Here is a 23,425-nt window from a genome sequence, read left to right on the forward strand (position 1 = left end):
ACACTTGAAAGCGATCGTTTCATCCGTCCTCCTGTTCGCCTGCGCCGCCACGGCCAGCGCCGCCGGCATCACCGCCGTCAAGGCCGCGCACATGGTCGACGTGCGCAACGGCACGTTGATCGACAACGCCGTGGTGCTGATCGACGGCGAGCGCATCACCGCCGCCGGTGGCAACCTCGCCATCCCGGCCGGCGCCACCATCATCGACCTCGGCAACAAGACCCTGCTGCCCGGCCTGATCGACAGCCACACCCACATCACCGGCCGCCCGGAAGATGCCGGCTACGGCATCATCGCCAAATCGATCCCGCGCATCACGCTGACCGGCGCCCACAACGCCCTGACCACGCTGCGCGCCGGCTTCACCACCATCCGCGACGTCGGCGCCGACGGCTATACCGACATCGGCCTGCGCGACGCCATCAACGACGGCGAGGTGCCCGGCCCGCGCATCCTCGCCTCCGGCCCGCCGCTCGGCATCACCGGCGGCCACTGCGACGACACCATGCATGCGCCGGAATACAAGACCAGCGCGCTCGGCGTGGCCGACGGCGTTGACGAGGCGCTCAAGGTCACGCGCCGCAACATCAAGTACGGCGCCGACGTCATCAAGATCTGCGCCACCGGCGGCGTGCTGTCCTTCGGCGACGACCCGCGCACCTCGCAATACACGCTGGAAGAACTGAAAGCCATCATCGGCGACGCCCACCGCCTCGGCCGCAAGGCCGCCGCCCACGCGCACGGCGGCGACGGCATCCGCCTGTCGGTGCTGGCCGGCATCGACTCGATCGAGCACGGCTCTTACATCGACGACGAAGGCATCAAGCTGATGAAGGAACACAAGACCTACCTGGTGCCCACGCTGTACCTGGGCGACTGGCTGATCGACAACGCCGAGGCGATCAAGCTGCCCAAGCCGCTGCTGGACAAGGCCAAGGTGGTGCTGCCGCAGGCGCGCATCAACATCGGCAAGGCCATCAAGGCCGGCGTGCCGATCGCCTTCGGCACCGACGCCGCCGTCTACCCGCACGGCCTCAACGCGCGCGAATTCGCCGTGCTGGTCAAACTGGGCATGACACCGGCGCAGGCGATCCGCACCGCCACCGTCAACGCGGCCGATCTGCTGGGCTGGAGCGACAAGGTGGGCAGCATCGAGGCCGGCAAGTACGCCGACCTCATCGCCGTGGACGGCGAGCCGCTGAAGGATGTGCGCGCACTGGAACAGGTCCAGTGGGTGATGAAGGGCGGCGCGGTGGTGAAGTAAGTAGCGTTACCCGGGCTGCATGTGCGGCAGCAACAATTTACTTAACCTTGCCACGAGCCGGTGCGTATTGATCTGTGCTGTTGCCGAGATAGGAACAATCGCTGTCGTCGCCAGTTTCAGCTTCTTGCTGATACCGGCGATGCGCAGGTCGACGTTGTTCCACTGATCCACGCTGATTTCCACAGGTTGCCGACGATTCAACGGCTCGACTTTGTCGATCGCGTTCAACGCGACGATCACTTTGGCGCGTTCAGCGCGCTGTTGAAACAGTTCGCCGAAAACCCACTCGTCGACAGCGTAGTCGCGCTGGTCGGCCCGCATAAAGTAAATCACCGCATGGGCTTTCTCCAGCGCGGCGCGATAGAGTTCAATGTATTCCGCGTCGAGCTGCGGATTCTCTCCGATACCGGGCAAATCGGCCAACGAAAAATAATGCAGGCCCACAGCAGAGGGGAATTTGAATTCCACCGACTGCATGATGCGGGTACAGCCCTCGGTATCGCTGGTATCAAAGGCAACCTCGCCAATCAGACTATTGAGTGTGGTCGACTTGCCATAGCCGGATTTACCCATCACGATCACCTGCAGATCTTCCGACACTTCGCGGCCGCGACGCCATCGAGACGCAGAGGCCGGCATCGGCAGCCCGTCCTGCAAAAAATTGAAGGCGTCGCAGTGGGACACCAGGTCGTCAATCGAACGGATAAGCTTGACGGTGCACGCCAGCGCGGGCTTCATCACCAGATACCGAAGAATCCGCCAATACCGCCGATCAGGCCGCCGACGATGGCGCCGGGGACGCCAAATTTGGCACCGAGGGCCGCCCCCTTGGTCGCACCGGAAATCACCCGGCCAATTACCTTGGTGGTGGATTCTTTAACTTCCGCGCGCGCAGCTGCTGACAGGTTTTCAGCCGCTACCTCGCGCGCCACCGCCAGCTTCTTATCGTCTGGCAGCGAGAAGATAATTTCATCGACTAGGCCACTCAAACCAAATTTCTCTTCGGCCGAGACGGCCATGATCTGCGATTTTTTCAAGCCAAAATTGGCCGCCACCACCGAGATCTTGGCGTCTATATTGCTAGCCTGCTTGGGACCAGGGCGCCGCGCTGCTTCATCCCACTCACGGAACGGTTCTATTTTATCGACCTGATTCAGCACCACGATAAAGGGCTTACCTTGTTGTAACTGAGGTTTGACAACATTGTTGTAGAACTCAAGATCAACCGAATTGGCGCGGTCGTCCGCTTTTAGCACCCACAGCACGGCATCCAGCTCTGGCAGCAATTTCTGGTAGAGCGCCGAATATTCCTCGTCGCGTCGCTGATCTTCGCCGACGCCTGGCACATCAATCAGCGTGATGCCCTTCCCCTTACCCATCTTCAGGATCACGTCCTGTGTGCTACGCGTGCAAGCCTCGACGTCCGACACCTCACAGATGTCCTCGCCAAATAGCGCGTTGCACAAGGAAGACTTGCCTACGCCCGTCTTGCCGAACACACCGATACGAGGGGTATACGAGAGCAGCTCGTCGATTTTTTTCTCGATGCGTTTTTTCTGTTCGTCTGTGAAGCCACTGTCTAGCTCTTGCAACAGCTCAAGAATATTGATCGAATCTTTTTTCATTTGATGGTTTCCGCAGGGTGAGATGGAATGAACGTATTACGCGCAACATTACCGATGGTGTTGGTGGTAACCGAGTCGAACGTGGCGCCGATCAGGCCGCCCAACAACGGGACCGCTTTGCCCAAGTTGATGGCCCCCTTCTCCCCGAACTTGGTTAACAGCCGGAAGCCGACTTTCTGGTTGATCGCGGTAATAGTCTTGCCGCTGATATTCTTGATCGCGTTTTCGGTCAGCTTGCGCCCTACCACAATGCCGATATCCTTCAACACATCCTTGGCGCCATTCCCAAGCAGGCAGACATAGACCAGCGACTTAACCTGGTCTTGCTGCAGATCGTGCCCGCCCATCTTGGCGATGGCGGCGATCATGCGAATCTGGACATACATAACGCTGGTGATATTGGCAGGGATGGTGATTGGCATGGTGAGCACGCCGCCAAGACCGCTGAGGAAGCCGGAGGTTCCGGCCTTGGTGTTTTGCCAGCGGATCAGCGAATTAACCTGATCCTCCAGCGTGCCGTCCTGTTTTAGATAATCGTTCGCCAGCTCGTCGGCCGAATCCAGACCGGCTACGCCGTTGACCGCCTTATCGTAAGCCCAATCGAGGGCCGCCATAATTTTGCCTTCAGTGAGCGCCTTTGCCATAATCCTCATTATTCCCCAAAAGAAACTTGAGATGATTATAACCAAAGTTCCTTGGGGAAAACTAACGAAAAATCACGATAATTGAAAACGCTTCGTTAACGCTCAGCTTTGAGCACGGTGCGGGCGATTTCGACGGTGCTGGCGCCGTCCGTCAGCCAGATCTGGCCGTCCTGGATGGTGCATTGCAGCTGCATCGTGCGTTGCGCCATGGCGGCCAGTTGCTCGGTGGCGGCGGCGTCCAGGTCCACCACGGTCAGGTTCTTGCAGCGCTCGACCTTGTTGGCCAGGCCCTTCCACCAGATGTGGCTGGTGGCGGCGTAGCTGTACACGTAGACGTGCTCGGAGCGGCCGCAGGCTTTCAGGATCACTTTCTCATCCGGCTGGCCGACTTCGATCGACAGTTCGATGGCGCCGGTCAGGTCTTTCTGCCACAGGTCCGGCTCTTCGACATCGAACAGGCCCTTGGTGAACGTCAGCGCCTCGTTGGCGTGAATGGCGAAGGCCAGCAGGCGCACCATCATGCGCTCGTCGGTTTCGGACGGATGGCGCGCCAGCGTCAGCTGATGCGTTTCGTAGTAATTGCGGTCCATGTCCGCAATCGACAGTTCTGCTTTGTAGATGGTTGCTTTGAGTGCCATGTGAATCTCTTGAATTACTTGAATACGACGGTTTTCTCGCCGTTCTGCAAAATGCGGTGTTCGACAAACCATTTGACCGCGCGCGCCAGCACCACGCACTCGACGTCGCGGCCGATCGCCGACAGGGTTTCCGCGTCCATCGCGTGATCGACGCGCTCGACGTCCTGCTCGATGATCGGGCCTTCATCCAGGTCGCCGGTGACGAAGTGCGCGGTGGCGCCGATCAGCTTGACGCCGCGCTGGTGCGCCTGCGCGTACGGCTTGGCGCCCTTGAAACTCGGCAGGAACGAGTGGTGGATATTGATCGCCTTGCCCTTCAGCGCCGCGCACAGGCCCGGCGACAGGATCTGCATGTAGCGCGCCAGCACCACCAGGTCGATCTTGTGCGTGTTCATCAGCTCAATGATTTTGGCTTCCTGCGCCAGCTTGTCCTGCAGCGGCGCGCCGGCGGCCAGCGGCAGGTGGTGGAACGGGATGTTGTAGCTGGCAGCCAGCTGGTAGAAGTCCATGTGGTTCGACACGATCGCCGGAATCTCCACCGGCAGCAGCCCGCTCTTGTAGCGGAACAGCAGGTCGTTCAGGCAGTGGCCGATCCTGGACACCATCAGCATCACGCGCGGCTTGTAGTGGGCGTCGCGCAGTTCCCAGTCCAGCTTCATGTCGGCGGCCAGCAGGCTGAAGTCGGCGCGCAGCAGATCATCGTTGATGTTCTGGTCTTCGGCCGCGAAATGCACGCGCATGAAGAACAGCTTCGATTCGCTGTCGCCAAACTGGGCCGAGTCGATGATGTTGCAACCGTGGTCGGCGAGGAAGCCCGACACGCGATGCACGATGCCGCGCTGATCCAGGCAAGAGAGAGTCAGGATGTATTCGGGATTGCTCATGACTGCCGTGAGAAAGTTGGACAAAAGATGTCTATTGTCGCACGGCTGGCCGGGGTTGACAAAAATTGCAAATGCCTGGCTTACGCAAACCGCAGCCAGCGCGAGCCCTGGCGATGGCTTTCCATCACGGCCGCCATGAAGCGCAGGCCGGCGACGCCATCGTTCACGTCCGGCATGGCGCAGGCCAGCGCGGGCGGCGCCTGGCCGGCGTCCAGCGCGTGGATGTGCGCGGCGGCGTCGCGGTACAGCTGCGCGAACGCCTCCAGGTAGCCTTCCGGATGGCCGGACGGCACGCGGGTGGCCGCCAGCGCGGCCTCGCTGCGCACCCGGCCGCGCGTCAGCCGCTGGGCGCAACCGCCCTGCGGCGTCAGCCACAGCTCGTTCGGCTCCTCCTGTGAAAACGCCAGGCTGGCCTTGCTGCCGAACACGCGCAGGCGCAGGCCGTTTTCGCAGCCGGTTGCCATCTGGCTGCTCCACAGCATGCCGCGCGCGCCGTTGGGGTAGCGCAGCATGACCTGCACGTGGTCGTCCAGCACGCGGCCGGGCGTGAAAGCGTGCAGTTCGGCCAGCACTTCGTCCGGCAGCATGCCGCTGACGTAGCCGGCCAGATGGTAGGCATGGCTGCCGATATCGCCCAGGCAGCCGTTGGGGCCGGCGCGGCGCGGATCGTTGTGCCAGTTGGTGCGCTGGAATTCCGCGCTTTGGTTGGCGGGTTCGGCCAGCCAGTCCTGCGCGTATTCGACCTGCACCAGCCGCACCTCGCCGATCTCGCCGGCCGCCACCATGGCGCGCGCGTGGCGCACCATCGGATAGCCGGCGTAGACGTGGGTTAGCGCGAATACCTTGTTATGGTGACGCGCCAGTGCCGCCAGCGTCTCGCCCTCGGCCAGCGAAATGGCCAGCGGCTTGTCGCAGATGACGTGGATGCCGGCGTCCAGGAAGGCGGTCGCCATCGGCGCGTGCAGGTAGTTGGGCGTGACGATGGCCACCACGTCGATGCCGTCCGGCCGTTGCGCTTCGGCGCGCGCCATGGTCTGGTAGTCGGCATAGCTGCGCGCCGGGTCCAGCCGCAGGCCGGCGGCGCTGGCCGCCGCCCGCTCGGCGTTGCCGGACAGGTTGGCCGCCACCAGTTCGTAGCAATCGTCCAGCCGGCCGGCGATGCGGTGCACGGCACCGATGAAAGCGCCTTCGCCGCCGCCCACCATGCCCAGTCTCAGTCGTCGTGGTGTGGCCATCTCAGTTCTCCAGTCCCATCAGCGCGCGCACCTGGCGCAGGTTGGCGCCGCTGCCGGCGAAATCGTCAAACGCGCGCTCGGCCACGCGGATGATGTGGCTGCGGATGAAGTCGGCGCCCTCGCGCGCGCCATCCTCGGGATGCTTGAGCGCGCATTCCCATTCCAGCACCGCCCAGCCCGGATAATCGTATTGCGCCATCTTCGAGAAGATTGCCTTGAAGTCGATCTGGCCGTCGCCCAGCGAGCGGAAGCGCCCTGCCCGCTGGGTCCAGCCCTGGTAGCCGCCGTACACCCCCTGCCGCCCGTCCGGCCGGAACTCCGCGTCCTTGACGTGGAAGGCCTTGATGCGCGCGTGGTAGATGTCGATAAAGGCCAGGTAATCCAGCTGCTGCAGCACGAAGTGGCTGGGGTCGTACAGGATGCTGGCGCGCGGATGGCCGCCGACCGCGTCGAGAAAACGTTCGAACGTGACGCCATCGTGCAGGTCTTCGCCCGGATGCAGTTCGTAGCACAGATCAATGCCGGCATCCTCGAAGGCGTTGAGGATCGGCAGCCAACGGCGGGCCAGTTCGGCAAACGCCTCCTCCACCAGGCCGGCCGGGCGCTGCGGCCACGGATATAAATAAGGCCAGGCCAGCGCACCGGAAAAGCTGGCGTGCGCCGTCAGTCCCAAACGGCGCGAAGCGCGCGCGGCGCGTTGTAGCTGGTCGGTGGCCCAGGCCTGGCGCGCTGCCGGGTTGCCGCGCACCCGCGGCGCGGCGAAGCCGTCGAACAGCGCGTCGTAGGCCGGATGCACCGCCACCAGTTGCCCCTGCAAATGCGTGGACAGCTCGGAAACCTGCAAGCCGTGCGAGGCCAGCAGGCCGCGGATGTCGTCGCAATAGGCCTGGCTGTCGGCCGCCAGCTCCAGGTCGAACAGGCGCGGATCGCATGGCAGCTGGATGCCCTTGTAGCCCAGCCCGGCCGCCCAGCCGACGAGGTTGGCCAGGTTGTCGAACGGGACGTCATCGCCCATGAATTGCGCCAGGAAGATGGCCGGGCCCTTGATGGTTTTCATGCGCGGCTCCTGTTCAGTATGGCGAATCGGCGAAGTAGAATTGCTTGGCGTTGTCGCGCGTGATCAGCGTCGACGGGATGATGGTCTTGGCCGGCAAGGCCTCGCCCTTCAGCCGCGCGGTGGCGGTCATCTTGATGGCGTCGTAGATGAACTTGGGCGAATAGGACACGTCGGCCTGCACCAGCTTGTCGCCATCGATGATTTTCTTCACCGCGCTCTTCGAGCCGGCGCCGCCAAACACCTCCTTGATGTCGGTGCGCTTGGCCTGCTCGATGGCCTTCAGCACGCCGATCGCCATGTCGTCATCGGCCGCCCACACGGCGTCGATCTGCTTGAAGCGGGTCAGGTAGTCCTGCATGACCTTGAAGGCGTCGTCGCGGTTCCAGTTGCCGTACTTGGTGTCCAGCACCTTGATGCCGGGATAGGCCTTGAGCGCGGCGTGGAAGGCATCGACACGCTCGTTGTCCAGCGTGCTCGGCATGCCGCGCAGCACGACGATATTGCCCTTGCCGCCCAGCTTCTTGCCCAGGTATTCCGCCGGCAGCTTGCCGAAGGCGGTGTTGTCGCCGGCCACATAGGCATTCTGCGCGGCCGGGTTGGTCAGGCCGCGATCCACCACGGTCACGTACACGCCCTTGTTCTTCAGTTGCGCCACCGGCTGCGTCAGCGATGCCGATTCCAACGGGAAGATCACCAGCGTGTTGATCTTGTTCACCACCAGCATGTCCTGCAACTGGTTGGCCTGTTCCGGCGTGCTGGCGGCGGTCTTGATGATGATCTTCAGCGTGGGATTGGCCGCCTCCAGTTCCTTCTTGGCCTGGTTGGCCCACCAGACGATGCCGCCGGTAAAGCCATGGGTGGCGGTCGGGATCGCCACGCCGAGCGTGACTTTCTCGGCGGCGGCCGCGGTGCCGGCCAGCAGCGCCAGCACGCAGGCGCCGGCAAGACGTTTCATCGAAATCATAGAAGCTTCCTTGTGTTGAAAAGAATTAGCGGCGGCCGCGCTGCATGAAGGCCACGGCGATAATCACCACGCCCTGCACGGCGGCGTTCAGGTGGACGCTGATGATGCTGGTCAGGTTGACGATGTTGCCGATCACCGACAGCAGGATGGCGCCCACCACCGTGCCGAGGATGCGGCCCGAGCCGCCCTTGAGCGAGGTACCGCCCACCACCACGGCAGCGATCGCCTCCAGCTCCCACAGGATGCCGGTGGTCGGCGTGGCCGAGCCCAGGCGCGGCACATAGAGGATGGTGGCGATCGCCACGCACACGCCCAACAGCAGATAGGTCCAGACCTTGACGCGGTCGACGCGGATCGCCGCATAGCGCGCCACCTGCTCGTTGGAGCCGATGGCCTGCACGTGCGCGCCGAAGGCAGTGCGGTTGAGGATCACGGCGCCGCCAGCCGCCACCAGCAGGAAGATCCATACCGGCACCGGCACGCCCAGCACATTCTGGTAGTAGACCGGGCTGTAGACGTCGGCCACGCCGCTCTCCAGCGTCAGCGCGCCGCCATCGGACAGCCAGGTCAGCGTGGCGCGGAAGATGCCCAGCGTACCCAGCGTGACGATGAAGGGTTCGATGCGCCCGCGCGTCACCAGCAGGCCGTGCGCGCCGCCCAGTGCACCGCCGAGCAGCAACGCCAGCGCCACGCCCAGCAGCACCGTCACTAGCGGGCTGACAGGCTGCGCGGCGCCGGCCGCCGCGTTCATCAGCACGATCATGGCGCCGGCGATCAGTGCCGCCATCGAGCCGACCGACAGGTCGATGCCGCCGGAGACGATCACAAACGTCATGCCGACCGCGATGATGCCGATGAAGGCCGTGCGCGTCAGCACGTTCATCAGGTTGTCGAGGGTGGCGAAGTCCGGGTTCAGCAGGCCGCCGGCGACGCACAGCAGGAACAGCGCCAGCACCGGGCCGTAGCCGCGCAGGCGCGTCAGCAGCGGCAGGGTGAACGGAAGTTTAGTGGTGAGTATCGGTGGCATGGGAAATCAGTTCTTCTTCAGTGAGATGGTCGTGGTCCAGCATGGCTTGCAGACGGCCGCCGCGCAGCACCGCCACGCGGTGGCACAGGCCGATCAGTTCGATCAGTTCGGAGGAGATGACGATCACCGCCCTGCCCTCCGCCGCCAGGCTGTGGATCAGCTGGTAGATGTCGCGCTTGGCGCCGACGTCGACACCGCGCGTCGGCTCGTCCAGCACCACCACGCGCGGATCGCTGTGCAGGTATTTGGCCAGCGCCAGCTTCTGCTGGTTGCCGCCGGATAGCGCGCCGGCCTTGCAATCGATATCGCGCAGGCGGATGCCGAATTGCGCGATGGCTTGTTCCAGCGCGGCGCGTCCGCCCTTCAGGTCCAGCCACGGCCTGGCGTCACGCTCCAGCGTCATCATGGTCAGGTTTTCGCGCAGGCCGAGGTTGACGTGCAGGCCCTTGCCCTTGCGGTCCTCGCTCAGGTAGGTCAGGCCGTGTTGCATGGCCTGGCGCGGATTGCGGATGTCGACCTGCTCGCCGCCCAGCACGATCTGCGCCGAGGAACGGGCGCGCAAGCCCAGCAGCGCCTCAAAGGCCTCGGTGCGGCCGGCGCCGACCAGGCCGCCGAAGCCGAGGATCTCGCCGGCGCGTACCTCGAAGCTCAGGTCGTCCACCCAGCCTGGCGCGCTCAGTCCGCTGACCTTGAGCAGCACCGGCGCGTCCGCCGCCGGCAAGCGCTTGGGCTGGAACATGTCGGACACCTCGCGCCCCACCATCAGGTTGGCCATCTGGTGGCGGTCGATGTCGGCGGTGACCGCGCGGCTGACGAAACGGCCGTCGCGCATCACCACCACCTCGTCGGTATGCTGCTCCATCTCGTCCAGCTTGTGCGAGATGTAGATGATGGTGACGCCCTCGGCGCGCAGCCGCGCCATCAGCGCGAACAGCTTGCGCGTCTCGCCGGCAGACAGGCTGGCGGTCGGCTCGTCCATGATCAGCAGCCGCGCTTTGCGGCTCAGCGCCTTGGCGATTTCCACCAGCTGCTTTTCAGCGACGATCAGGTCCGCCACGCGCGTATCGGGGCTGATGTCGAGGCCAACCTGCTGCAGGCAGGCGCTTGCCGCCGCGTGCATGGCCTGGAGATCCAGCAGCCCGTGCCGGCGCGGCTCGTGGCCGAGGAAGATGTTCTGCGCAATCGTCAGGTGCTCGGCCAGGTTGAATTCCTGGTGGATCAGCGCGATGCCCAGCGCCTCCGCCTGGCGCGCATCGGCAAAGCGCCGCTCGACGCCATCGACCAGCAACTGGCCGCCGCTTGGCAGCTCGTAGCCGGCCAGGATTTTCATCAGCGTCGACTTGCCGGCGCCGTTCTCGCCCAGCAGGCCATACACCCGGCCAGCCGCCAGCGCGAAGTCGACCCCGTGCAGCACGCGCACCGGGCCGAACTCCTTGACGATATGCTGGAAACGTACGGACAGGCTCATACGCTTATTGCGCCGGCAGCTTGGCCAGCACCGCCTGCAGGCCGCGCATCGACGCCGCCACCGTGTCCAGCTGGCCCATGCCGTTCGGGTACTCCTCCTGCTCGATGATGATCCACTCGGTGCCGCCGACCTTGCGCACCGCCTTGGCCAGCCCGCTCCAGTCGGTGCGATCCTGGCCGATGATCGGCGTGCCGCTGGTGCCCTTGGCCAGCTTGGCCTTGAAGTGCGTGGTCACGGTGCGGCCGGGATATTTGTCCACGTAGTAGACCGGGTCCTGGCCGGCATAGGTGGTCCAGCCGACGTCCTGCTGCAGCACGAAGTTGGATGGCGTGTTCTTGGCCAGCAAATCCCAGTTGGTCTGGTCGCGCTGGCCCAGCATCTCCTGCTCGTGATTGTGATAGCCGAGCTGCATGCCCTGCCCGGCCAGCCTGGCCGACACGGCGCTCAGTTCCTTGGCCAGGTCGGCCGTGCCGTCCTTGCTGGCGCCGCGCTTGTCCATCGAGATGATCAGGCGGTTGCAGCCGAGCGCGCGGTAGAAATCGGTGGTGGCCTTGAAATTGGCCGCGTCCAGTTTATCGACATGCATGTGGGCGCCGGCACATTGCAGGCCGGTTTTCTTCAGGAAAGCCGCCAGGCCGGCCGGATCGTCCTTGTATTTGCCGAACTCGCCGGCAAACTCCACGCCCTGGAAGCCCAGCCCGGCTAGCCTGGTCAGCGTGCCCTCGTAGTCCTGCTTGATCTCGTCCTTGACCGACCACAGTTGCACCGCCAGGCGCGGATTGGTGGCGGCCTGCGCGGCGCCGGTCGCCATCAGCAGGCACAGCGTCAGGGCATTGCGTTGGATTGCGTTCATCGTCATTCCTTAAATATTGCCAAGCTTGAGTTGATCGACTGCATAGGCGCAGGCGCGGGCGGTGATCGCCATGAAGGTCAGCGACGGGTTTTGCCAGGCGCCCGAGCACATGCTGGCGCCGTCGGTCACGAACAGGTTGGGCACGTCGTGCGACTGGTTGTGGCCATTCAGCATGGAGGTGCGCGGGTCGCGTCCCATGCGCGCCGTGCCCATCTCGTGGATGGACAGGCCCGGCGCCCACTCCTCCGCCGGCTTGACGGACTTCTTGACGTCCTTGACGCCCAGCGACTCCAGGATGTTGGCGGCGGTGTCAGCCATGTCCTCGCGCATCTTGTTGTCGTTGTCCGAGTAGGCGCAGTCGATGTGCAGCAGCGGCATGCCCCACTTGTCCTTCCTGGTCGGATGCAGGCTGACCATGTTTTCGTAGCGCGGCAGCATCTCGCCCTGGCCGGACAGGCCGAAATGCCACGGCCCCGGCTTGCGTATCATGGCCTTGTATTCCTTGCCGAAGCCGGGCTTCCATCCCTGCGACTGCCAGCCCTCGCGCGCGGCGCCGCCGGCCAGCGCGTAGCCGCGCAGGAAGTGGGGATGCTGGTCCGTGACGTTGCGGAAGCGCGGGATGTACGGCGAGGTCGGCCGCCGGCCCGAGTAGTAATCGTGCTCGAAGCCTTCCACGCGGCCATGGGCGCCGGCGCCGAACAGGTGGTCCATCAGGTAATGGCCCAGCACGCCGGAAGAGTTGCCCAGGCCGGTCGGGAAGGCTGCCGACGTCGAGTTCAGCAGCACCTGGGTGCTGCCCAGCGTCGAAGCGCACAGGAACACCACCTTCGCGTGGAACTCGCGGCTTTCCATGGTCTCGGCGTCGATCACGCGCACGCCGGTGGCGCGGTTGGTGTTCGGGTCGTACAGCACGCTGTGGACGATGGCATTGGTGGCGATGCTCAGCCGACCGGTGGCGGCGGCGGCCGGCAAGGTCGAGCTCTGGGTCGAGAAATAGGCGCCGAAGGAGCAGCCGCGCTGGCACATGCTGCGCGCCTGGCATTGGCCGCGTCCGGCGTCGAGGTGCTGCTGCGTCGGCTGGGTCAGGTGAGCGCAGCGGCCCATGATCATGCGCGCCGGCGCGAAGGCGGCATCGAATTTCTTCTTCATCGCCGCCTCGACGGTGTTGAATTCGAAGGCCGGCAGGAATTCGCTGTCCGGCAGCACCGCCAGGTTTTCGCGCGCGCCGCTGATGCCGACGTGCTTTTCGACGTGGCTGTACCACGGCGCCAGGTCGGCATAGCGGATCGGCCAGTCGACGCCATGGCCATCCCTGGCGTTGGCGCCGAAGTCAAGGTCGCTCCAGCGGTAGGACTGGCGCGCCCACATCAGCGACTTGCCGCCCAGCTGGTTGCCGCGTATCCAGCTGAACGGACGGCCGTCGGGCGTGCTGTACGGCATATCGCGGTCGTTGTTGAAGAAGTGCTTGGTGTGGTCGTCAAAGGCATAGCACTTGCGCTGTTCGAAGAACTGTTCGCTCGCCAGTTTTTCATCGACCAGGCCGCGGTTGGGCAGCGCCCACTCGTCCACGCCTTCGCCGGTGTAGTCGCTGCGGTGTTCGACCGGGCGGCCGCGCTCGACCATCAGCGTGCGCAATCCGCGCTCGCACAATTCCTTGGCGGCCCAGCCGCCGGTGATGCCGGAGCCGACCACGATGGCGTCAAACACCTCGGCGCTCTGCTTGATGTAGAAAGAGGCTGTCTGGCTCATATCAGATCGCCCATGTGCGGGTGGTGCTGCGGACCGGGACATTGCCCTTGAATCCGCCGGGTACCGGCAGGTATGCCAGCTCGCGGGTGGCGCCCGCCTCCGAGGTGTAGTAGGCAAACAGCGTGTAGGACTTCAGTTCGCGGAAGAACTGCCGGTCCTCGGCGGCGAACGGCGGCTTGCCCTCGTCCATCGCGCGCAGCAGCGCCACCTGGCGGCTGGCCGGCAGCGCGGCGAAGCGCTGCCCCGCCCGCGCGTCGACGCGCGCCAGCCCGGCCATAAAGGACTGCCGCTGCTGCACCGTGGCGCAGGCCTGCAGCAGATGGCTGATGGTGCGGTGCGCCCCCACCGCCAGCGCGCCCGGGGTGTCGGTGGCGGGAATGATGTGATCCACCAGCACGGCGGTCAGCGCCAGCGCGTCGCCGCTCAATAATCCCGGCGCCATCGACGGGTCTTGCGCCTGCGCCAGCGCCGCCAGCGCGTCGCCGGACAGGGCCACGCCGGACAGCGCGGCCAGTTTGATGAGAGCGGCTCTGCGTCCGTTTGCCTCTCGTTCGGTATGCAACATGTCTCCTCCAGGGATGTTTATGCGGTCAACTGCTCCTTCGGGCCGTCCCCATGCGCCCGGAGGCGATCAGGGACAGCTGGTACTGTTTGGGCGTGATGCCAACCACGCTGCGGAAAATCTTGGTGAAATAGCTCTGGCCGCCAAAGCCGGTGGCCAGCGCCACGCGCGCGATGCTCTGGTTGCCCGGCAGCAGGCGGCAGGCCTCGTGGATCTTCATGCGCAGGATGTATTGCTTGGGCGTCAGCGAGAAATGCTGCTTGAACTTGCGTTCGAAGGTCGACAGCGACATGCACGACAGGCTGGCCAGGTGCTCGATGCTGATGTCCTCGGTCAGATGGGCTTGCAGGTATTCGATGCAGCTTTTGAACACGTGGAACGGCGCCAGCGCCGCTTCCGAGCGGCGGGCGTCGCGGCTGAAGCCTTCCACGCCGACGATCTCGCCATGGCGGTCGCGCAGCGGCGCCTTGGTGGTGAGCAGCCAGGTCAGCGTGCCGTTGTTGCCGCCGATGACCTCCAGCTTGTTCTTGACCGCCTCGCCGCTGTCCATCACCCGCAGATCGTCGGCGCGGATGCGGTCGGCGATGTCGTGGCGGAAGAAGTCGTGGTCGGAACGGCCGATCACGCTGGCCACGCCGTGCTGCTCCTGCAGCAACCGGTTGCCCCAGACGAACTGGCCGGCGCGGTTCTTGGCGAAATAATAGGTGTCCTGGAGGTCGTCGAACAGCACGCTGGGCGTGGAGATGCCGTGCTGCTGAAAAAAGCCGGCGCAATCGGCGACCGAGGCCGCCCGGGGCTGCGTTTTTTGGTCATTTTCCGCTGGCCCGTCGGCGCTTGCCACCGCCATGCCCAGCCCGATCATCCTTGTGCTCATCGCATTTCGCCATTCGCTAGTCTGGCCACGATGGTAGCACCAGCAACAATGCCGAAGTAGCAAAAAATCGGAAAAATTTATAACAAAATCGGCAAACGCAAATAAACCGCACGGACGTACTTTTTTAGGTATGATAGTAGAACTACAAGGAGGAACTATGGAGACAAATCTGCAATTCCGCCTGGCTGCGCGCCCGGTCGGCATGGTCAAGGACAGCGACTGGCAACAGGTCGAGGAGCCGCTGCGCGCGCTGGCCGACGGCGAGGTCCGCATCAAGGTGCTGTACCTGTCGCTCGACCCGGCCATGCGCGGCTGGATGAACGAGGGCAAATCGTATATCCGCCCGGTCAACATCGGCGAGGTGATGCGTGCCGGCGGCGTCGGCATCGTCACCGAGTCGAAATCGGCGCGCTTTGCGGTCGGCGACTACGTGCAGGGCGGCACCGGCGTGCAGCGCTACTGGACCGGCCCCGGCGACGACAAGCACGCTGCTTTCCACAAGGTCGATCCCAAGCTGGCGCCGCTGACCACCTACCTCAACACGCTGGGCATGCCGGGCATGACCGCCTACTTCGGCCTGATCGAATCGGGCCAGCCCAAGGCCGGCGACACCGTGGTGGTGTCGGGCGCGGCCGGCGCGGTCGGCCAGACCGTGGGCCAGGTCGCCAAGCAGCTCGGCTGCCGCGTGGTCGGCATTGCCGGCGGCCAGGAGAAGTGCGACTTCGTCGTCAACGAACTGGGCTTCGACGCCTGCATCGACTACAAGAACGCATCGGTCAAGGACGGCCTGAAGCAACACTGCCCGCAGGGCGTGGACGTCTACTTCGACAATGTCGGCGGCGACATCCTCGACACCGTGCTCACCCGCATTAACATGAAGGCGCGCATCGTCATCTGCGGCGCCATCTCGCAGTACAACAACACCACGGCGGTCAAGGGGCCGTCCAACTACCTGTCGCTGCTGGTCAACCGCGCGCGCATGGAAGGCATCGTGGTCTTCGATTACGCCGACCGCTACCCCATCGGCGTGGCCGCGCTGGCCGGCTGGATGAAGGACGGCAAGATCAAGAGCAAGGAAGACGTGGTGCAGGGCCTGGAAAACTTCCCGTCGGCGCTGAACATGCTGTTTGAAGGGAAAAACTTCGGCAAGCTGGTGCTGCAGGTGGCCACGCCGTAAAACTGCGGAACCTTCCGCCCGCCTCGGCGTCTATTCCTGTACCGCCAACACGCCGAGGACTCCACATGTTTCCCCATCTCCCCAATCCCGCATTCCGCACCCACTGCGACAACCTGATCGACCTCTACGTCGGCATGGCGCAGTGCTGGTTCGACGCCACGCAAAGCCTGACCGAGCTGAATCTGCAACTGGGCCGCGACCTGATTGCCGAGGCCGGCGCCAATACCCAGCGCCTGATGGCCAGCAGGGACACCAGCCAGCTGGGCTCGGCCATGGCGGCCCAGTTCACGCCCGGCAGCCCGGCGTTCACCACCTACCAGCGCCGCGTGTCCGAGGTGCTGAGCCGTTGTCACGCCGCCACCTCGCAAACCGCCGCCGACCGCATGCCGGCCGTGCGCAAGTCCGCCAGCGCCATGGCCGACAACATGCTGCGCGAGGCCGCCACCCAGACCGCCCGCGCCGCCGAGCAACTGGCGCGCTTCCAGCCGGGCAGCCAGCTGCGTCACTAACTGGAACTTCCGTCAACCTTGCAACTCTAACCACACAGAACAGCAGACGCGCTGCTGTTTTCTTTTCCTTTCAGACGGAGGTTTATATGGCCAGTAACACGACAAACGACAAACCCAAGGGCGCGGCCAAGCGCGGCTTCGCCGCCATGGACGAAGCCACCCAGCGCGCCATCGCCAGCAAGGGCGGCCAGGCCGCCCACCAGAAAGGCACGGCGCACGAATTCGATTCCGAGGAGGCGCGCCGCGCCGGGCAGAAAGGCGGCGAGGCCGTCAGCCGCGACCGCGAGCACATGGCCGCCATCGGCCGCAAGGGCGGCGAGAGCCGCCAGTCCGCCGCCCGCGCCAATGCGGAAAGAATCCGCGGCACAGGCGCCGAGCAATCGGCCAAGGGCGGCAACAAACAGTGAGCCGGACGTGCTATGCCGCCAGGCGCCCGCGCAGGCAACGCAGCACCGCTGCGTGGACGCCGGGCGGCGCGGCGGCAATGCTCGGCGAGGTCAGGCGGTACGGCTGGCCATCGGCCTGCGTCGCCAACCCGCCCGCCTCGTGCAGCAGCAGCGTGCCGCCGATGCTGTAACAACCGTCCGCGCCGTATTGCCAGAAACCGTCGAGCCGGCCGGCCGCCACGTACGCCAGTTGCAGCGAGGTCGGGCCGAGACTGCGGGTGGCGATCAGCCCCTGCTGGCGGTCGGCGCTGACGCGCAGCGGCTGGCCGTTGTACCAGGCACCATGGCCGCGCAACGCATGGAACAGCTCGTCATGCATGGCGTCGTGGATCACGGTGAAGACCGGCACACCCTCGCGCATCAGCGTCAGCGACATGCACCAGTTGGGAATGCCGCGCAGGAAGTGCGCGGCGCCGTCGACGGCGTCGCCGATCCAGTATTCGCCGCGCCGCGCGTATTCCTCGCTGAGCTGACCGTCGGCCCAGGCGATGTCCGGGTAGTCGGCCGCCAGCGCGCGCTGCAGGCGGTCGCTGGCGGCCAGCACCTCGCGCATGGTCAATGCCGGCGCGCGGCGCCAGAAGCTGGCGCACAGGTCGGCGCCCAGCTCGCGTACCAGTTCCAGTACGCCTTCCGTATCGATTGCAGTCATGCGTGTTCCCCGCGCTGGATGAAAGCTGTAGATTGCCTGTAAAATGCCACCACAGCTAACCGCCAGAGGACAACTGATAACGCGATCGGGCCACAACATGAGCAATTACTATGGCGATAAACGGCTGAGCGACGACCTGCCCATCTACGTCGCCGCCCAGCATACCGACGGCGGCATCGGCAAGACCAAGCTGACACACCACCATCCGGAAGGCCAGATGTACATTCCGGCGCAGGGCGTGATCCTGGTCGAGGCCGGCGGCAACCGCCAGGTGCTGCCCCCCGGACGGCTGGGCTGGATTCCGCCCTACATGCCGCACACCGCCAGCGTACACGGCAACACGCTCAAGCCCGGCCTGGCCGGCCACACCATCCACATCGCGCCATCGCTGTGCGCCGGCTTTCCAGAGCAATCGCTGGCGCTGCGCATGTCGCCGCTGGCGGTATCGCTGCTGGAGCGCATGTGCCGCTGGCCGCACGGCACGCCGCCCGACGCCGCCGGCCTGCGCCTGATGACGGTGTTCCTCGACGAGATGCGCGCGGCGCAGCCCGATCCGCTGCACCTGACCATGCCGCGCCACCCGCGTCTGCTGGCGATGGCGGCGGCGATCGCGCAAGACCCGGCCGATGAAACCGACCTCGACGCCTGGGCGGATCAGCTGGGCTGGTCGCGCCGCAGCCTGACCCGCCATTTCCGCAACGAAACCGGCATGTCGGTGGTCGAGTGGCGCCAGGTGGCGCGCCTGCAGAAAGGCATGGAATTGCTGAACGGCGGCGCCTCCGTCACCACGGTGGCGCTCAGCCTCGGCTACGACAGCGTCAGCAGCTTCATCGCGCTGTTCCGCCGGATTCTCGGCACCACGCCGGCGCGCTTCGCCGCCTGACGGTCTGCCTAATGGGCCGCCACCCATGCCGGCGACGGCTGCGGGTCCGGCATGGCAAAGGTTTGCCGCATGCGCTCCACCTCCTTGGCCGGACTCAGGCCGAACAGGCGCTTGAACTCGCGGCTGAACTGCGACGCGCTCTCGTAACCAACCTCGGCGCTGGCGGCGGCCACCGACATCTCGTGGCGCAGCATCAGCAGGCGCGCCTGGTGCAGCCGGGTCGACTTCAGGTACTGGATCGGCGAGGTGCTGGTCACCGCCTTGAAGTGATGATGGAAGGTCGCCACGCTCATGTTGGCCTCGCTTGCCAGCTGGCCGATATCCAGCTCCTCGCTGAACGCGGCATGGATCTTGCGCAGCGTGCGCGAGATGGCGGCAAAGCGGCCCTGCTGCATCAGCGCCGCGCGCATGGCGGCGCCCTGCGCGCTGGTCAGCACGCGGTAGTAGATTTCGCGCAGCAAGGCCGGGCCCAGCATGGCCAGATCGAGCGGCTCCGGCAGCACTTCCAGGAAGCGCAGCACCGACGCGGTCAGGCGCGCGTCCATCGGCGTCGACAGCATGCCGCGCGGCTCGGCCTGCACGGACTGCCCCTGCGCTTCCAGTTCCAGCAGCAGATCGGCGGTCAGCTGGAAATCCAGCCGCAGGTACATCGCCAGCAGCGGCGCCTCCGCGCTGGCTTCGGTTTCCATGGAAAACGGCACCGGCACCGACACCGCCAGGCAATGCCGGGCGTCATAGACATATTCCTGCCCGCCCAGAAAGCCGCGCTTGCGCCCCTGGCCGACGATCACGATGCCGGGCTCGTACAACACAGGGGTCCGGTCCAGCGGGCGGTTAGAGCGCAGGAAGCGCACATCCGGCAAGGCGGACAGGTTGTAGCCCTCCACCGGCGCCAGGCGCTCCATCAGGGTGACGATGCGATTTTTCATGGGGGAATTGTACCCGCTCAGAGAATCAGGCAAATGAAGCAGAGCTTCCGGCATGGCCGCCAGCCGTCGCCGCACCTACCATGGCAGCCTCGACTGACTGCAAAGGAATCACCATGAGCAAGACCTTCTTTATCACCGGCGTCAGCAGCGGCTTCGGCCGCGCGCTGGCGGAAGCGGCGCTGGCCGCCGGCCACACCGTCATCGGCACCGTGCGCAACGAGCAGGCGCGCGCCGAATTCGACGCCCTGCATCCCCAGGCCCACGCCAGCGTGCTGGACGTGACCGACTTCGGCGCCATCGACGCCGCCGTGGCCCGGGCCGAGGCCAGCGTCGGCCCGGTGGACGTACTGGTCAACAACGCCGGCTATGGCCACGAGGGCGTGATGGAGGAATCGCCGCTGGACGAGATGCGCCGCCAGTTCGACGTCAACGTGTTTGGCGCGGTGGCGATGATGAAGGCCTTCCTGCCGCTGTTCCGCCAGCGCCGGCGCGGCCACATCATCAACATCACGTCGATGGGCGGCTTCATCACCATGCCGGGCATCGCCTACTACGCCGGCAGCAAGTTCGCGCTGGAAGGCATCTCCGAAACGCTGGGCAAGGAGGTGCGCCAGTTCGGCATTCACGTCACCGCCGTGGCGCCGGGTTCGTTCCGCACCGACTGGGCCGGCCGCTCGATGGTGCGCTCGGCGCGCAGCATCGCCGATTACGACGCCTTGTTCGATCCGATCCGCGCCACCCGCGCCGCCCGCAGCGGCAAGCAGCCCGGCGATCCGGCCAAGGCCGCGCAAGCCATCCTGACGCTGACCGGGCTGGCGCAACCGCCGGCGCACCTGCTGCTGGGCAGCGACGCGCTCGGCCTGGTGCGCGCCAAGCTGGCGCAGATGGAGCAGGACATCGGCGCCTGGGAAGCGCTGACGCGCTCCACCGACGACCAGGCCAATTAGGCGGGCGTGCCGATGATGACGCTGGAGGCCTTGAAGATGGCGCTGGCCTCGGCGCCGACCGCCAGCGCCAGCGCATCGCTGCTGTCCTTGGTGACGATGGCAGCGATGGTGGCGCCACCCGGCAGCTCGATGCTGACTTCGGTGTTGACGGCGCCCTGCTGCACCCGGCTGACCTGGCCCGTCAGGCGGTTGCGCGCCGACAGCTTGACGTCGCCCAGTTCGGTGGCGACGATCACCGACGAGGCCTTGATCAGGGCAAACGCCTCCACGCCGACGGCCAGCCCCAGGCTGGCGCTGCTGTCGCGCGTGATGGTGGCCACCAGTTGCTGGCCGCCGGCGATCTCCAGCACCACCTCGTCATTCACCGCGCCCTGCTTCAACGCCACCACCTTGCCGCTGAACTGGTTACGCGCACTGGTCTTCATCTTCATCCTTTGTATGAGCAAGAAATCGTCCGCCAGCGCGTGCGACTGGCTGCTCAGATGCGCGACAAACTCCTGGTGCGCGGCATCGATCTTGCGGAAATTTTCCACCAGCTGGGCGCCGCGCGCGGTCAGCCGCGTGCCGCCGCCGCCCTTGCCGCCCGCCGCGCGCTCGACCAGCGGTTCGCCGGCCAGGTTGTTCATCGCCTCGATCGCGTCCCACGCGCCCTTGTAGCTCATGCCGACCGCCTTGGCGGCCGCCGTGATCGACCCTTCCGCCGCCACCGCCGCCAGCAGCGCCACGCGGTCCTGCCCGCCCAGCTTCTGGCCGTCGACAGTCATCCACACATTGCCCTGCAATTCCATGCTCATGCCGCGTTTTCCTCCACCTGGAAGATGCTACCATTTTCCATGCGCAGCACGTGGTCGCCGAAGGCGCGCACGTCCTCCGGATCGTGGGTGATCAGCAGCATCGGGATGGCCAGCCGGCGCTGCAGCGCGCCCAGCTCGGAGCGCATGCGTTCGCGCAGGCCGGGATCGAGCGCGGCAAACGGTTCATCCAGCAGCAGCGCGTCCGGCTGCGGCGCCAGCGCGCGCGCCAGCGCCACCCGCTGCCGCTGGCCGCCGGACAACTGGTGCGGATACTGGTCGGCCACCTGCTCCAGTTCGAACGCCGCCAGCCAGTAGCGGATTGCCTCGCCGTCGACGCGCGCCAGCGGATTGCGCCAGCCGCGCTGCAGGCCGAAGCCAATGTTCTGCCGCACGTTCAGGTGCGGAAACAGCGCGTAGTCCTGGAACAGATAGGCCACCTTGCGCCGCTGCGCCGGCAGGTTGACGCCGGCGGCGCTGTCGTACAGGCAGCGGCCGGCCAGCTCGATGCGGCCGCGGTCGGGCGTCATCAGGCCCGCCACCGCCTTCATCATCTGGCTCTTGCCGGCGCCAGATGCGCCATACACCACCACCCGCTGGCTGGACGACTCGAACGCCGCCCGCAGCTGGAACACCCGCTCGCCGGAACGCAGGGTTTTCTGGAGGTCGACTTTGAATTGGGTGCTCATGCTTGCGGATTGCGGTTAGGCGTCAGTTTGTTGGCGGCGACCAGCACGGCCACGCACACCACGGAGGTAATGATCACCAGCAGGTTGGCGTGGTCGTCCTGCCCGGCCTGCACGGCCTCGTACACGGCGATCGACAGCGTCTGCGTCTTGCCGGGGATGCTGCCGGCCACCATCAGCGTTGCGCCGAACTCGCCCATCGAGCGGGCGAAGGCCAGCAAGGTGCCGCCCAGCACGCCGCGCCAGGCCAGCGGCAGCGTCACGCGCAGGAACACGCCGAACGACGACACGCCCAGCACGCGCGCGGCCTGCTCGAACTGGGTGTCGATGCCTTCGAACGCCGCCCGCGCGCCCTTCAGCACCAGCGGAAACGCCACCACGGCGGCGGCGATCACCGCCGCCTGCCAGGTGAAGATCAGGTTGATGCCAAAGTGCTGTTGCAACCACGCGCCGACCACGCCGTTGCGGCCGATGATCACCAGCATATAGTAGCCGAGCACCGTCGGCGGCATCACCATCGGCAGCGTCAGCACGGCGTCCAGCAGCTCGCGGCCCGGAAAGCGCGTGCGCGCCAGCAGGTAGCCCAGCGCCACGCCCAGCACCAGGTCGATCAGCGTGGCCCAGCAGGCCACCTTCAGCGACAGCCGCAGCGCCACCCAGGCCGGATCGAACGTGTCCACGCTTTACGGACGGCCGAAACCGTACTTGGCCAGGATCGCCTGGCCGGCCGGCGACAGCACGTAATCGGCGAACCTGCGGCCGGCGGCGGCTTGCGGGCCGGCGGCGATGACCGCGATCGGATAGGTCACCGGCGTGTCGGTCGGCACCGTGGCTACCAGGTTGACCTTGTCCCTGACAATGGCGGCGTCGGTGGCGTAGACGAAACCGGCGTCGACTTCACCGCGCGCCACGTAGTCCAGGCACTGGCGCACCGAGGTGCCGAGGATCAGCTTGGGCGCCACCGCCGTCCACAGCCTGGCGTTCTCCAGCGCGGCCTTCGTGTAGCGCCCCACCGGCACGCTGGCCGGATTGCCAATGGTGATGCGCGCCACGGCCGCCTGCGTCACGTCGTTCAGGCTGCGGACCGGCGCCTTGCCGCCCTGCGGCGCGATCAGCACCAGGCTGTTGCTGGCGAAGTTCCTGCGGGTGCCCGGCGCCAGCAGCTTCTGGTGGTCGGCCTTGTCCATCGCGTCCTGGTCGGCCGAGGCGAACACGTCCACCGGCGCGCCCTGGCTGATCTGCTGCACCAGCGGATCGGAGGCGGCAAAGTTGAACTGCACCTTGTCGCCGGCGTGCTCCTTCTCGTACGCCGCGCCGATCTCCTTGAAGGCATTGGTCAGGCTGGCCGCCGCAGACACCGTGATGTCCGCCGCCGAGGCCGAGGCGCCCAGCGCCGCCAGAATGATCGCTACACCCGCTTTCAACATACGCACTCCCCTGATGGCTATCGCAATAAACTCAATTATATAGCGCTAAGGCAATCCGGGTACTGTCCGGAAGAATGAGGTCCGGCTTATTACCAAATCGTAATGCTTAACGAATTGGCATTCGCCTTAGAATGTAC

The 23,425-nt window shown here is 65.5% G+C and carries 26 protein-coding genes; 6 read left to right on the forward strand and 20 right to left on the reverse strand.

Translation table 11 applies throughout. The annotated features are described in order from the left end of the window. Positions 1 to 4 precede the first annotated feature (4 nt). On the forward strand, positions 5 to 1,264 hold the full coding sequence (locus tag FHW58_RS10860) for an amidohydrolase family protein (RefSeq protein WP_179673009.1): 1,260 nt from the start codon (positions 5 to 7) through the stop codon (positions 1,262 to 1,264). A 6-nt stretch (positions 1,265 to 1,270) separates the two neighbouring features. Here FHW58_RS10860 and FHW58_RS10865 read toward each other — a convergent pair whose 3' ends face one another. The 14 genes from FHW58_RS10865 to FHW58_RS10930 form a co-directional block, all read right to left on the reverse strand. Beyond that, the gene (locus FHW58_RS10865) at positions 1,271 to 2,002 is read right to left on the reverse strand and encodes a GTPase family protein (RefSeq protein WP_179673010.1); all 732 of its coding nucleotides are present in this window, start codon (positions 2,000 to 2,002) and stop codon (positions 1,271 to 1,273) included. Beyond that, positions 2,002 to 2,889, reverse strand: a complete 888-nt coding sequence (locus FHW58_RS10870) for a GTPase family protein (protein WP_179673011.1) — start codon at positions 2,887 to 2,889, stop codon at positions 2,002 to 2,004. Before FHW58_RS10870 ends, FHW58_RS10865 begins: the two co-directional genes overlap by 1 nt. After that, the gene (locus tag FHW58_RS10875) at positions 2,886 to 3,533 is read right to left on the reverse strand and encodes an EcsC family protein (RefSeq protein WP_179673012.1); all 648 of its coding nucleotides are present in this window, start codon (positions 3,531 to 3,533) and stop codon (positions 2,886 to 2,888) included. The genes FHW58_RS10870 and FHW58_RS10875 overlap by 4 nt, the downstream gene beginning before the upstream one ends. Before the next feature lie 95 nt (positions 3,534 to 3,628). Continuing rightward, positions 3,629 to 4,171 carry a YaeQ family protein gene (locus FHW58_RS10880; RefSeq protein ID WP_179673013.1) on the reverse strand — a complete coding sequence of 181 codons (543 nt, stop codon included), beginning with the start codon at positions 4,169 to 4,171 and terminating at the stop codon, positions 3,629 to 3,631. Between the two features lie 14 nt (positions 4,172 to 4,185). Next, positions 4,186 to 5,055 carry a formyltetrahydrofolate deformylase gene (gene purU, locus FHW58_RS10885; RefSeq protein WP_179673014.1) on the reverse strand — a complete coding sequence of 290 codons (870 nt, stop codon included), beginning with the start codon at positions 5,053 to 5,055 and terminating at the stop codon, positions 4,186 to 4,188. 80 nt (positions 5,056 to 5,135) lie between these two features. Further along, complete coding sequence (locus FHW58_RS10890) at positions 5,136 to 6,290, reverse strand: Gfo/Idh/MocA family protein (protein ID WP_229265127.1); 1,155 nt, start codon at positions 6,288 to 6,290, stop codon at positions 5,136 to 5,138. A 1-nt stretch (position 6,291) separates the two neighbouring features. Beyond that, positions 6,292 to 7,347 (reverse strand): sugar phosphate isomerase/epimerase, encoded by a 1,056-nt coding sequence (locus tag FHW58_RS10895; RefSeq protein ID WP_179673015.1) that lies wholly within the window; start codon positions 7,345 to 7,347, stop codon positions 6,292 to 6,294. 13 nt (positions 7,348 to 7,360) lie between these two features. Beyond that, the gene (locus tag FHW58_RS10900; protein ID WP_179673016.1) at positions 7,361 to 8,311 is read right to left on the reverse strand and encodes a substrate-binding domain-containing protein; all 951 of its coding nucleotides are present in this window, start codon (positions 8,309 to 8,311) and stop codon (positions 7,361 to 7,363) included. Positions 8,312 to 8,336: 25 nt separating this feature from the next. Continuing rightward, positions 8,337 to 9,338 carry an ABC transporter permease gene (locus tag FHW58_RS10905; RefSeq protein WP_179673017.1) on the reverse strand — a complete coding sequence of 334 codons (1,002 nt, stop codon included), beginning with the start codon at positions 9,336 to 9,338 and terminating at the stop codon, positions 8,337 to 8,339. Continuing rightward, complete coding sequence (locus FHW58_RS10910) at positions 9,316 to 10,806, reverse strand: sugar ABC transporter ATP-binding protein (RefSeq protein WP_179673018.1); 1,491 nt, start codon at positions 10,804 to 10,806, stop codon at positions 9,316 to 9,318. The genes FHW58_RS10905 and FHW58_RS10910 overlap by 23 nt, the downstream gene beginning before the upstream one ends. Before the next feature lie 4 nt (positions 10,807 to 10,810). After that, on the reverse strand, positions 10,811 to 11,659 hold the full coding sequence (locus FHW58_RS10915; RefSeq protein WP_218892657.1) for a sugar phosphate isomerase/epimerase: 849 nt from the start codon (positions 11,657 to 11,659) through the stop codon (positions 10,811 to 10,813). Positions 11,660 to 11,668: 9 nt separating this feature from the next. After that, on the reverse strand, positions 11,669 to 13,408 hold the full coding sequence (locus FHW58_RS10920; protein WP_179673020.1) for a GMC oxidoreductase: 1,740 nt from the start codon (positions 13,406 to 13,408) through the stop codon (positions 11,669 to 11,671). A 1-nt stretch (position 13,409) separates the two neighbouring features. Beyond that, the gene (locus tag FHW58_RS10925) at positions 13,410 to 13,973 is read right to left on the reverse strand and encodes a gluconate 2-dehydrogenase subunit 3 family protein (protein ID WP_179673021.1); all 564 of its coding nucleotides are present in this window, start codon (positions 13,971 to 13,973) and stop codon (positions 13,410 to 13,412) included. A gap of 25 nt (positions 13,974 to 13,998) precedes the next feature. Continuing rightward, positions 13,999 to 14,844: an AraC family transcriptional regulator gene (locus FHW58_RS10930; protein WP_179673022.1), complete on the reverse strand. Its 846-nt coding sequence runs from the start codon at positions 14,842 to 14,844 to the stop codon at positions 13,999 to 14,001. Positions 14,845 to 15,001: 157 nt separating this feature from the next. Between FHW58_RS10930 and FHW58_RS10935 the strand changes: the two genes are divergently transcribed. The 3 genes from FHW58_RS10935 to FHW58_RS10945 all read left to right on the forward strand — a co-directional run bounded on the left by FHW58_RS10935 (position 15,002) and on the right by FHW58_RS10945 (position 16,937). Beyond that, positions 15,002 to 16,021 (forward strand): NADP-dependent oxidoreductase, encoded by a 1,020-nt coding sequence (locus FHW58_RS10935; protein ID WP_179673023.1) that lies wholly within the window; start codon positions 15,002 to 15,004, stop codon positions 16,019 to 16,021. Between the two features lie 65 nt (positions 16,022 to 16,086). Then, entirely contained in the window at positions 16,087 to 16,530 is a 444-nt protein-coding gene (locus FHW58_RS10940) for a phasin family protein (protein ID WP_179673024.1), read from the forward strand. A gap of 86 nt (positions 16,531 to 16,616) precedes the next feature. Continuing rightward, positions 16,617 to 16,937 (forward strand): KGG domain-containing protein, encoded by a 321-nt coding sequence (locus tag FHW58_RS10945; RefSeq protein ID WP_179673025.1) that lies wholly within the window; start codon positions 16,617 to 16,619, stop codon positions 16,935 to 16,937. 10 nt (positions 16,938 to 16,947) lie between these two features. Here the strand turns inward: FHW58_RS10945 and FHW58_RS10950 are convergent, their stop codons facing one another. Beyond that, the gene (locus FHW58_RS10950; protein ID WP_179673026.1) at positions 16,948 to 17,625 is read right to left on the reverse strand and encodes an inositol monophosphatase family protein; all 678 of its coding nucleotides are present in this window, start codon (positions 17,623 to 17,625) and stop codon (positions 16,948 to 16,950) included. Positions 17,626 to 17,722: 97 nt separating this feature from the next. On the opposite strand from FHW58_RS10950, the gene FHW58_RS10955 reads away from it, so the two are divergent. Next, on the forward strand, positions 17,723 to 18,508 hold the full coding sequence (locus FHW58_RS10955; RefSeq protein ID WP_179673027.1) for a helix-turn-helix domain-containing protein: 786 nt from the start codon (positions 17,723 to 17,725) through the stop codon (positions 18,506 to 18,508). Between the two features lie 8 nt (positions 18,509 to 18,516). Here the strand turns inward: FHW58_RS10955 and FHW58_RS10960 are convergent, their stop codons facing one another. Beyond that, positions 18,517 to 19,437: an AraC family transcriptional regulator gene (locus FHW58_RS10960; RefSeq protein WP_179673028.1), complete on the reverse strand. Its 921-nt coding sequence runs from the start codon at positions 19,435 to 19,437 to the stop codon at positions 18,517 to 18,519. Between the two features lie 113 nt (positions 19,438 to 19,550). On the opposite strand from FHW58_RS10960, the gene FHW58_RS10965 reads away from it, so the two are divergent. Next, positions 19,551 to 20,384 (forward strand): oxidoreductase, encoded by an 834-nt coding sequence (locus FHW58_RS10965; RefSeq protein ID WP_218892658.1) that lies wholly within the window; start codon positions 19,551 to 19,553, stop codon positions 20,382 to 20,384. On the opposite strand, the gene FHW58_RS10970 is transcribed toward FHW58_RS10965, so the two are convergent. Genes FHW58_RS10970 through modA form a run of 4 tightly spaced genes read right to left on the reverse strand, consistent with a single transcriptional unit; the run spans position 20,381 to position 23,288 of the window. Beyond that, positions 20,381 to 21,172, reverse strand: coding sequence for a TOBE domain-containing protein (locus FHW58_RS10970; protein ID WP_179673381.1), 792 nt, complete (start codon positions 21,170 to 21,172; stop codon positions 20,381 to 20,383). The two genes, FHW58_RS10965 and FHW58_RS10970, sit on opposite strands and share 4 nt — an antisense overlap. 2 nt (positions 21,173 to 21,174) lie before the next feature. Beyond that, positions 21,175 to 21,864 carry an ATP-binding cassette domain-containing protein gene (locus FHW58_RS10975; protein ID WP_179673030.1) on the reverse strand — a complete coding sequence of 230 codons (690 nt, stop codon included), beginning with the start codon at positions 21,862 to 21,864 and terminating at the stop codon, positions 21,175 to 21,177. After that, positions 21,861 to 22,541 carry a molybdate ABC transporter permease subunit gene (gene modB, locus FHW58_RS10980; RefSeq protein WP_179673031.1) on the reverse strand — a complete coding sequence of 227 codons (681 nt, stop codon included), beginning with the start codon at positions 22,539 to 22,541 and terminating at the stop codon, positions 21,861 to 21,863. Before modB ends, FHW58_RS10975 begins: the two co-directional genes overlap by 4 nt. Positions 22,542 to 22,544: 3 nt before the next feature. Next, positions 22,545 to 23,288, reverse strand: coding sequence for a molybdate ABC transporter substrate-binding protein (gene modA / locus FHW58_RS10985; protein ID WP_179673032.1), 744 nt, complete (start codon positions 23,286 to 23,288; stop codon positions 22,545 to 22,547). Positions 23,289 to 23,425: the final 137 nt, after the last annotated feature.

It is taken from the genome of Duganella sp. 1224 (assembly GCF_013408245.1).
In the GTDB taxonomy this organism is placed as follows: Bacteria; Pseudomonadota; Gammaproteobacteria; order Burkholderiales; family Burkholderiaceae_D; genus Rugamonas.

What these genes read in the sequence shown, in the direction of transcription:
- FHW58_RS10865 (WP_179673010.1), bottom strand. Translation starts at nt 2,002, where the DNA reads ATGAAGCCCGCGCTGGCGTGCACCGTCAAGCTTATCCGTTCGATTGAC.
- FHW58_RS10870 (WP_179673011.1), bottom strand. Translation starts at nt 2,889, where the DNA reads ATGAAAAAAGATTCGATCAATATTCTTGAGCTGTTGCAAGAGCTAGAC.
- FHW58_RS10875 (WP_179673012.1), bottom strand. Translation starts at nt 3,533, where the DNA reads ATGGCAAAGGCGCTCACTGAAGGCAAAATTATGGCGGCCCTCGATTGG.
- FHW58_RS10880 (WP_179673013.1), bottom strand. Translation starts at nt 4,171, where the DNA reads ATGGCACTCAAAGCAACCATCTACAAAGCAGAACTGTCGATTGCGGAC.
- purU (WP_179673014.1), bottom strand. Translation starts at nt 5,055, where the DNA reads ATGAGCAATCCCGAATACATCCTGACTCTCTCTTGCCTGGATCAGCGC.
- FHW58_RS10890 (WP_229265127.1), bottom strand. Translation starts at nt 6,290, where the DNA reads ATGGCCACACCACGACGACTGAGACTGGGCATGGTGGGCGGCGGCGAA.
- FHW58_RS10895 (WP_179673015.1), bottom strand. Translation starts at nt 7,347, where the DNA reads ATGAAAACCATCAAGGGCCCGGCCATCTTCCTGGCGCAATTCATGGGC.
- FHW58_RS10900 (WP_179673016.1), bottom strand. Translation starts at nt 8,311, where the DNA reads ATGATTTCGATGAAACGTCTTGCCGGCGCCTGCGTGCTGGCGCTGCTG.
- FHW58_RS10905 (WP_179673017.1), bottom strand. Translation starts at nt 9,338, where the DNA reads ATGCCACCGATACTCACCACTAAACTTCCGTTCACCCTGCCGCTGCTG.
- FHW58_RS10910 (WP_179673018.1), bottom strand. Translation starts at nt 10,806, where the DNA reads ATGAGCCTGTCCGTACGTTTCCAGCATATCGTCAAGGAGTTCGGCCCG.
- FHW58_RS10915 (WP_218892657.1), bottom strand. Translation starts at nt 11,659, where the DNA reads ATGAACGCAATCCAACGCAATGCCCTGACGCTGTGCCTGCTGATGGCG.
- FHW58_RS10920 (WP_179673020.1), bottom strand. Translation starts at nt 13,408, where the DNA reads ATGAGCCAGACAGCCTCTTTCTACATCAAGCAGAGCGCCGAGGTGTTT.
- FHW58_RS10925 (WP_179673021.1), bottom strand. Translation starts at nt 13,973, where the DNA reads ATGTTGCATACCGAACGAGAGGCAAACGGACGCAGAGCCGCTCTCATC.
- FHW58_RS10930 (WP_179673022.1), bottom strand. Translation starts at nt 14,844, where the DNA reads ATGAGCACAAGGATGATCGGGCTGGGCATGGCGGTGGCAAGCGCCGAC.
- FHW58_RS10935 (WP_179673023.1), top strand. Translation starts at nt 15,002, where the DNA reads ATGGAGACAAATCTGCAATTCCGCCTGGCTGCGCGCCCGGTCGGCATG.
- FHW58_RS10940 (WP_179673024.1), top strand. Translation starts at nt 16,087, where the DNA reads ATGTTTCCCCATCTCCCCAATCCCGCATTCCGCACCCACTGCGACAAC.
- FHW58_RS10945 (WP_179673025.1), top strand. Translation starts at nt 16,617, where the DNA reads ATGGCCAGTAACACGACAAACGACAAACCCAAGGGCGCGGCCAAGCGC.
- FHW58_RS10950 (WP_179673026.1), bottom strand. Translation starts at nt 17,625, where the DNA reads ATGACTGCAATCGATACGGAAGGCGTACTGGAACTGGTACGCGAGCTG.
- FHW58_RS10955 (WP_179673027.1), top strand. Translation starts at nt 17,723, where the DNA reads ATGAGCAATTACTATGGCGATAAACGGCTGAGCGACGACCTGCCCATC.
- FHW58_RS10960 (WP_179673028.1), bottom strand. Translation starts at nt 19,437, where the DNA reads ATGAAAAATCGCATCGTCACCCTGATGGAGCGCCTGGCGCCGGTGGAG.
- FHW58_RS10965 (WP_218892658.1), top strand. Translation starts at nt 19,551, where the DNA reads ATGAGCAAGACCTTCTTTATCACCGGCGTCAGCAGCGGCTTCGGCCGC.
- FHW58_RS10970 (WP_179673381.1), bottom strand. Translation starts at nt 21,172, where the DNA reads ATGGAATTGCAGGGCAATGTGTGGATGACTGTCGACGGCCAGAAGCTG.
- FHW58_RS10975 (WP_179673030.1), bottom strand. Translation starts at nt 21,864, where the DNA reads ATGAGCACCCAATTCAAAGTCGACCTCCAGAAAACCCTGCGTTCCGGC.
- modA (WP_179673032.1), bottom strand. Translation starts at nt 23,288, where the DNA reads ATGTTGAAAGCGGGTGTAGCGATCATTCTGGCGGCGCTGGGCGCCTCG.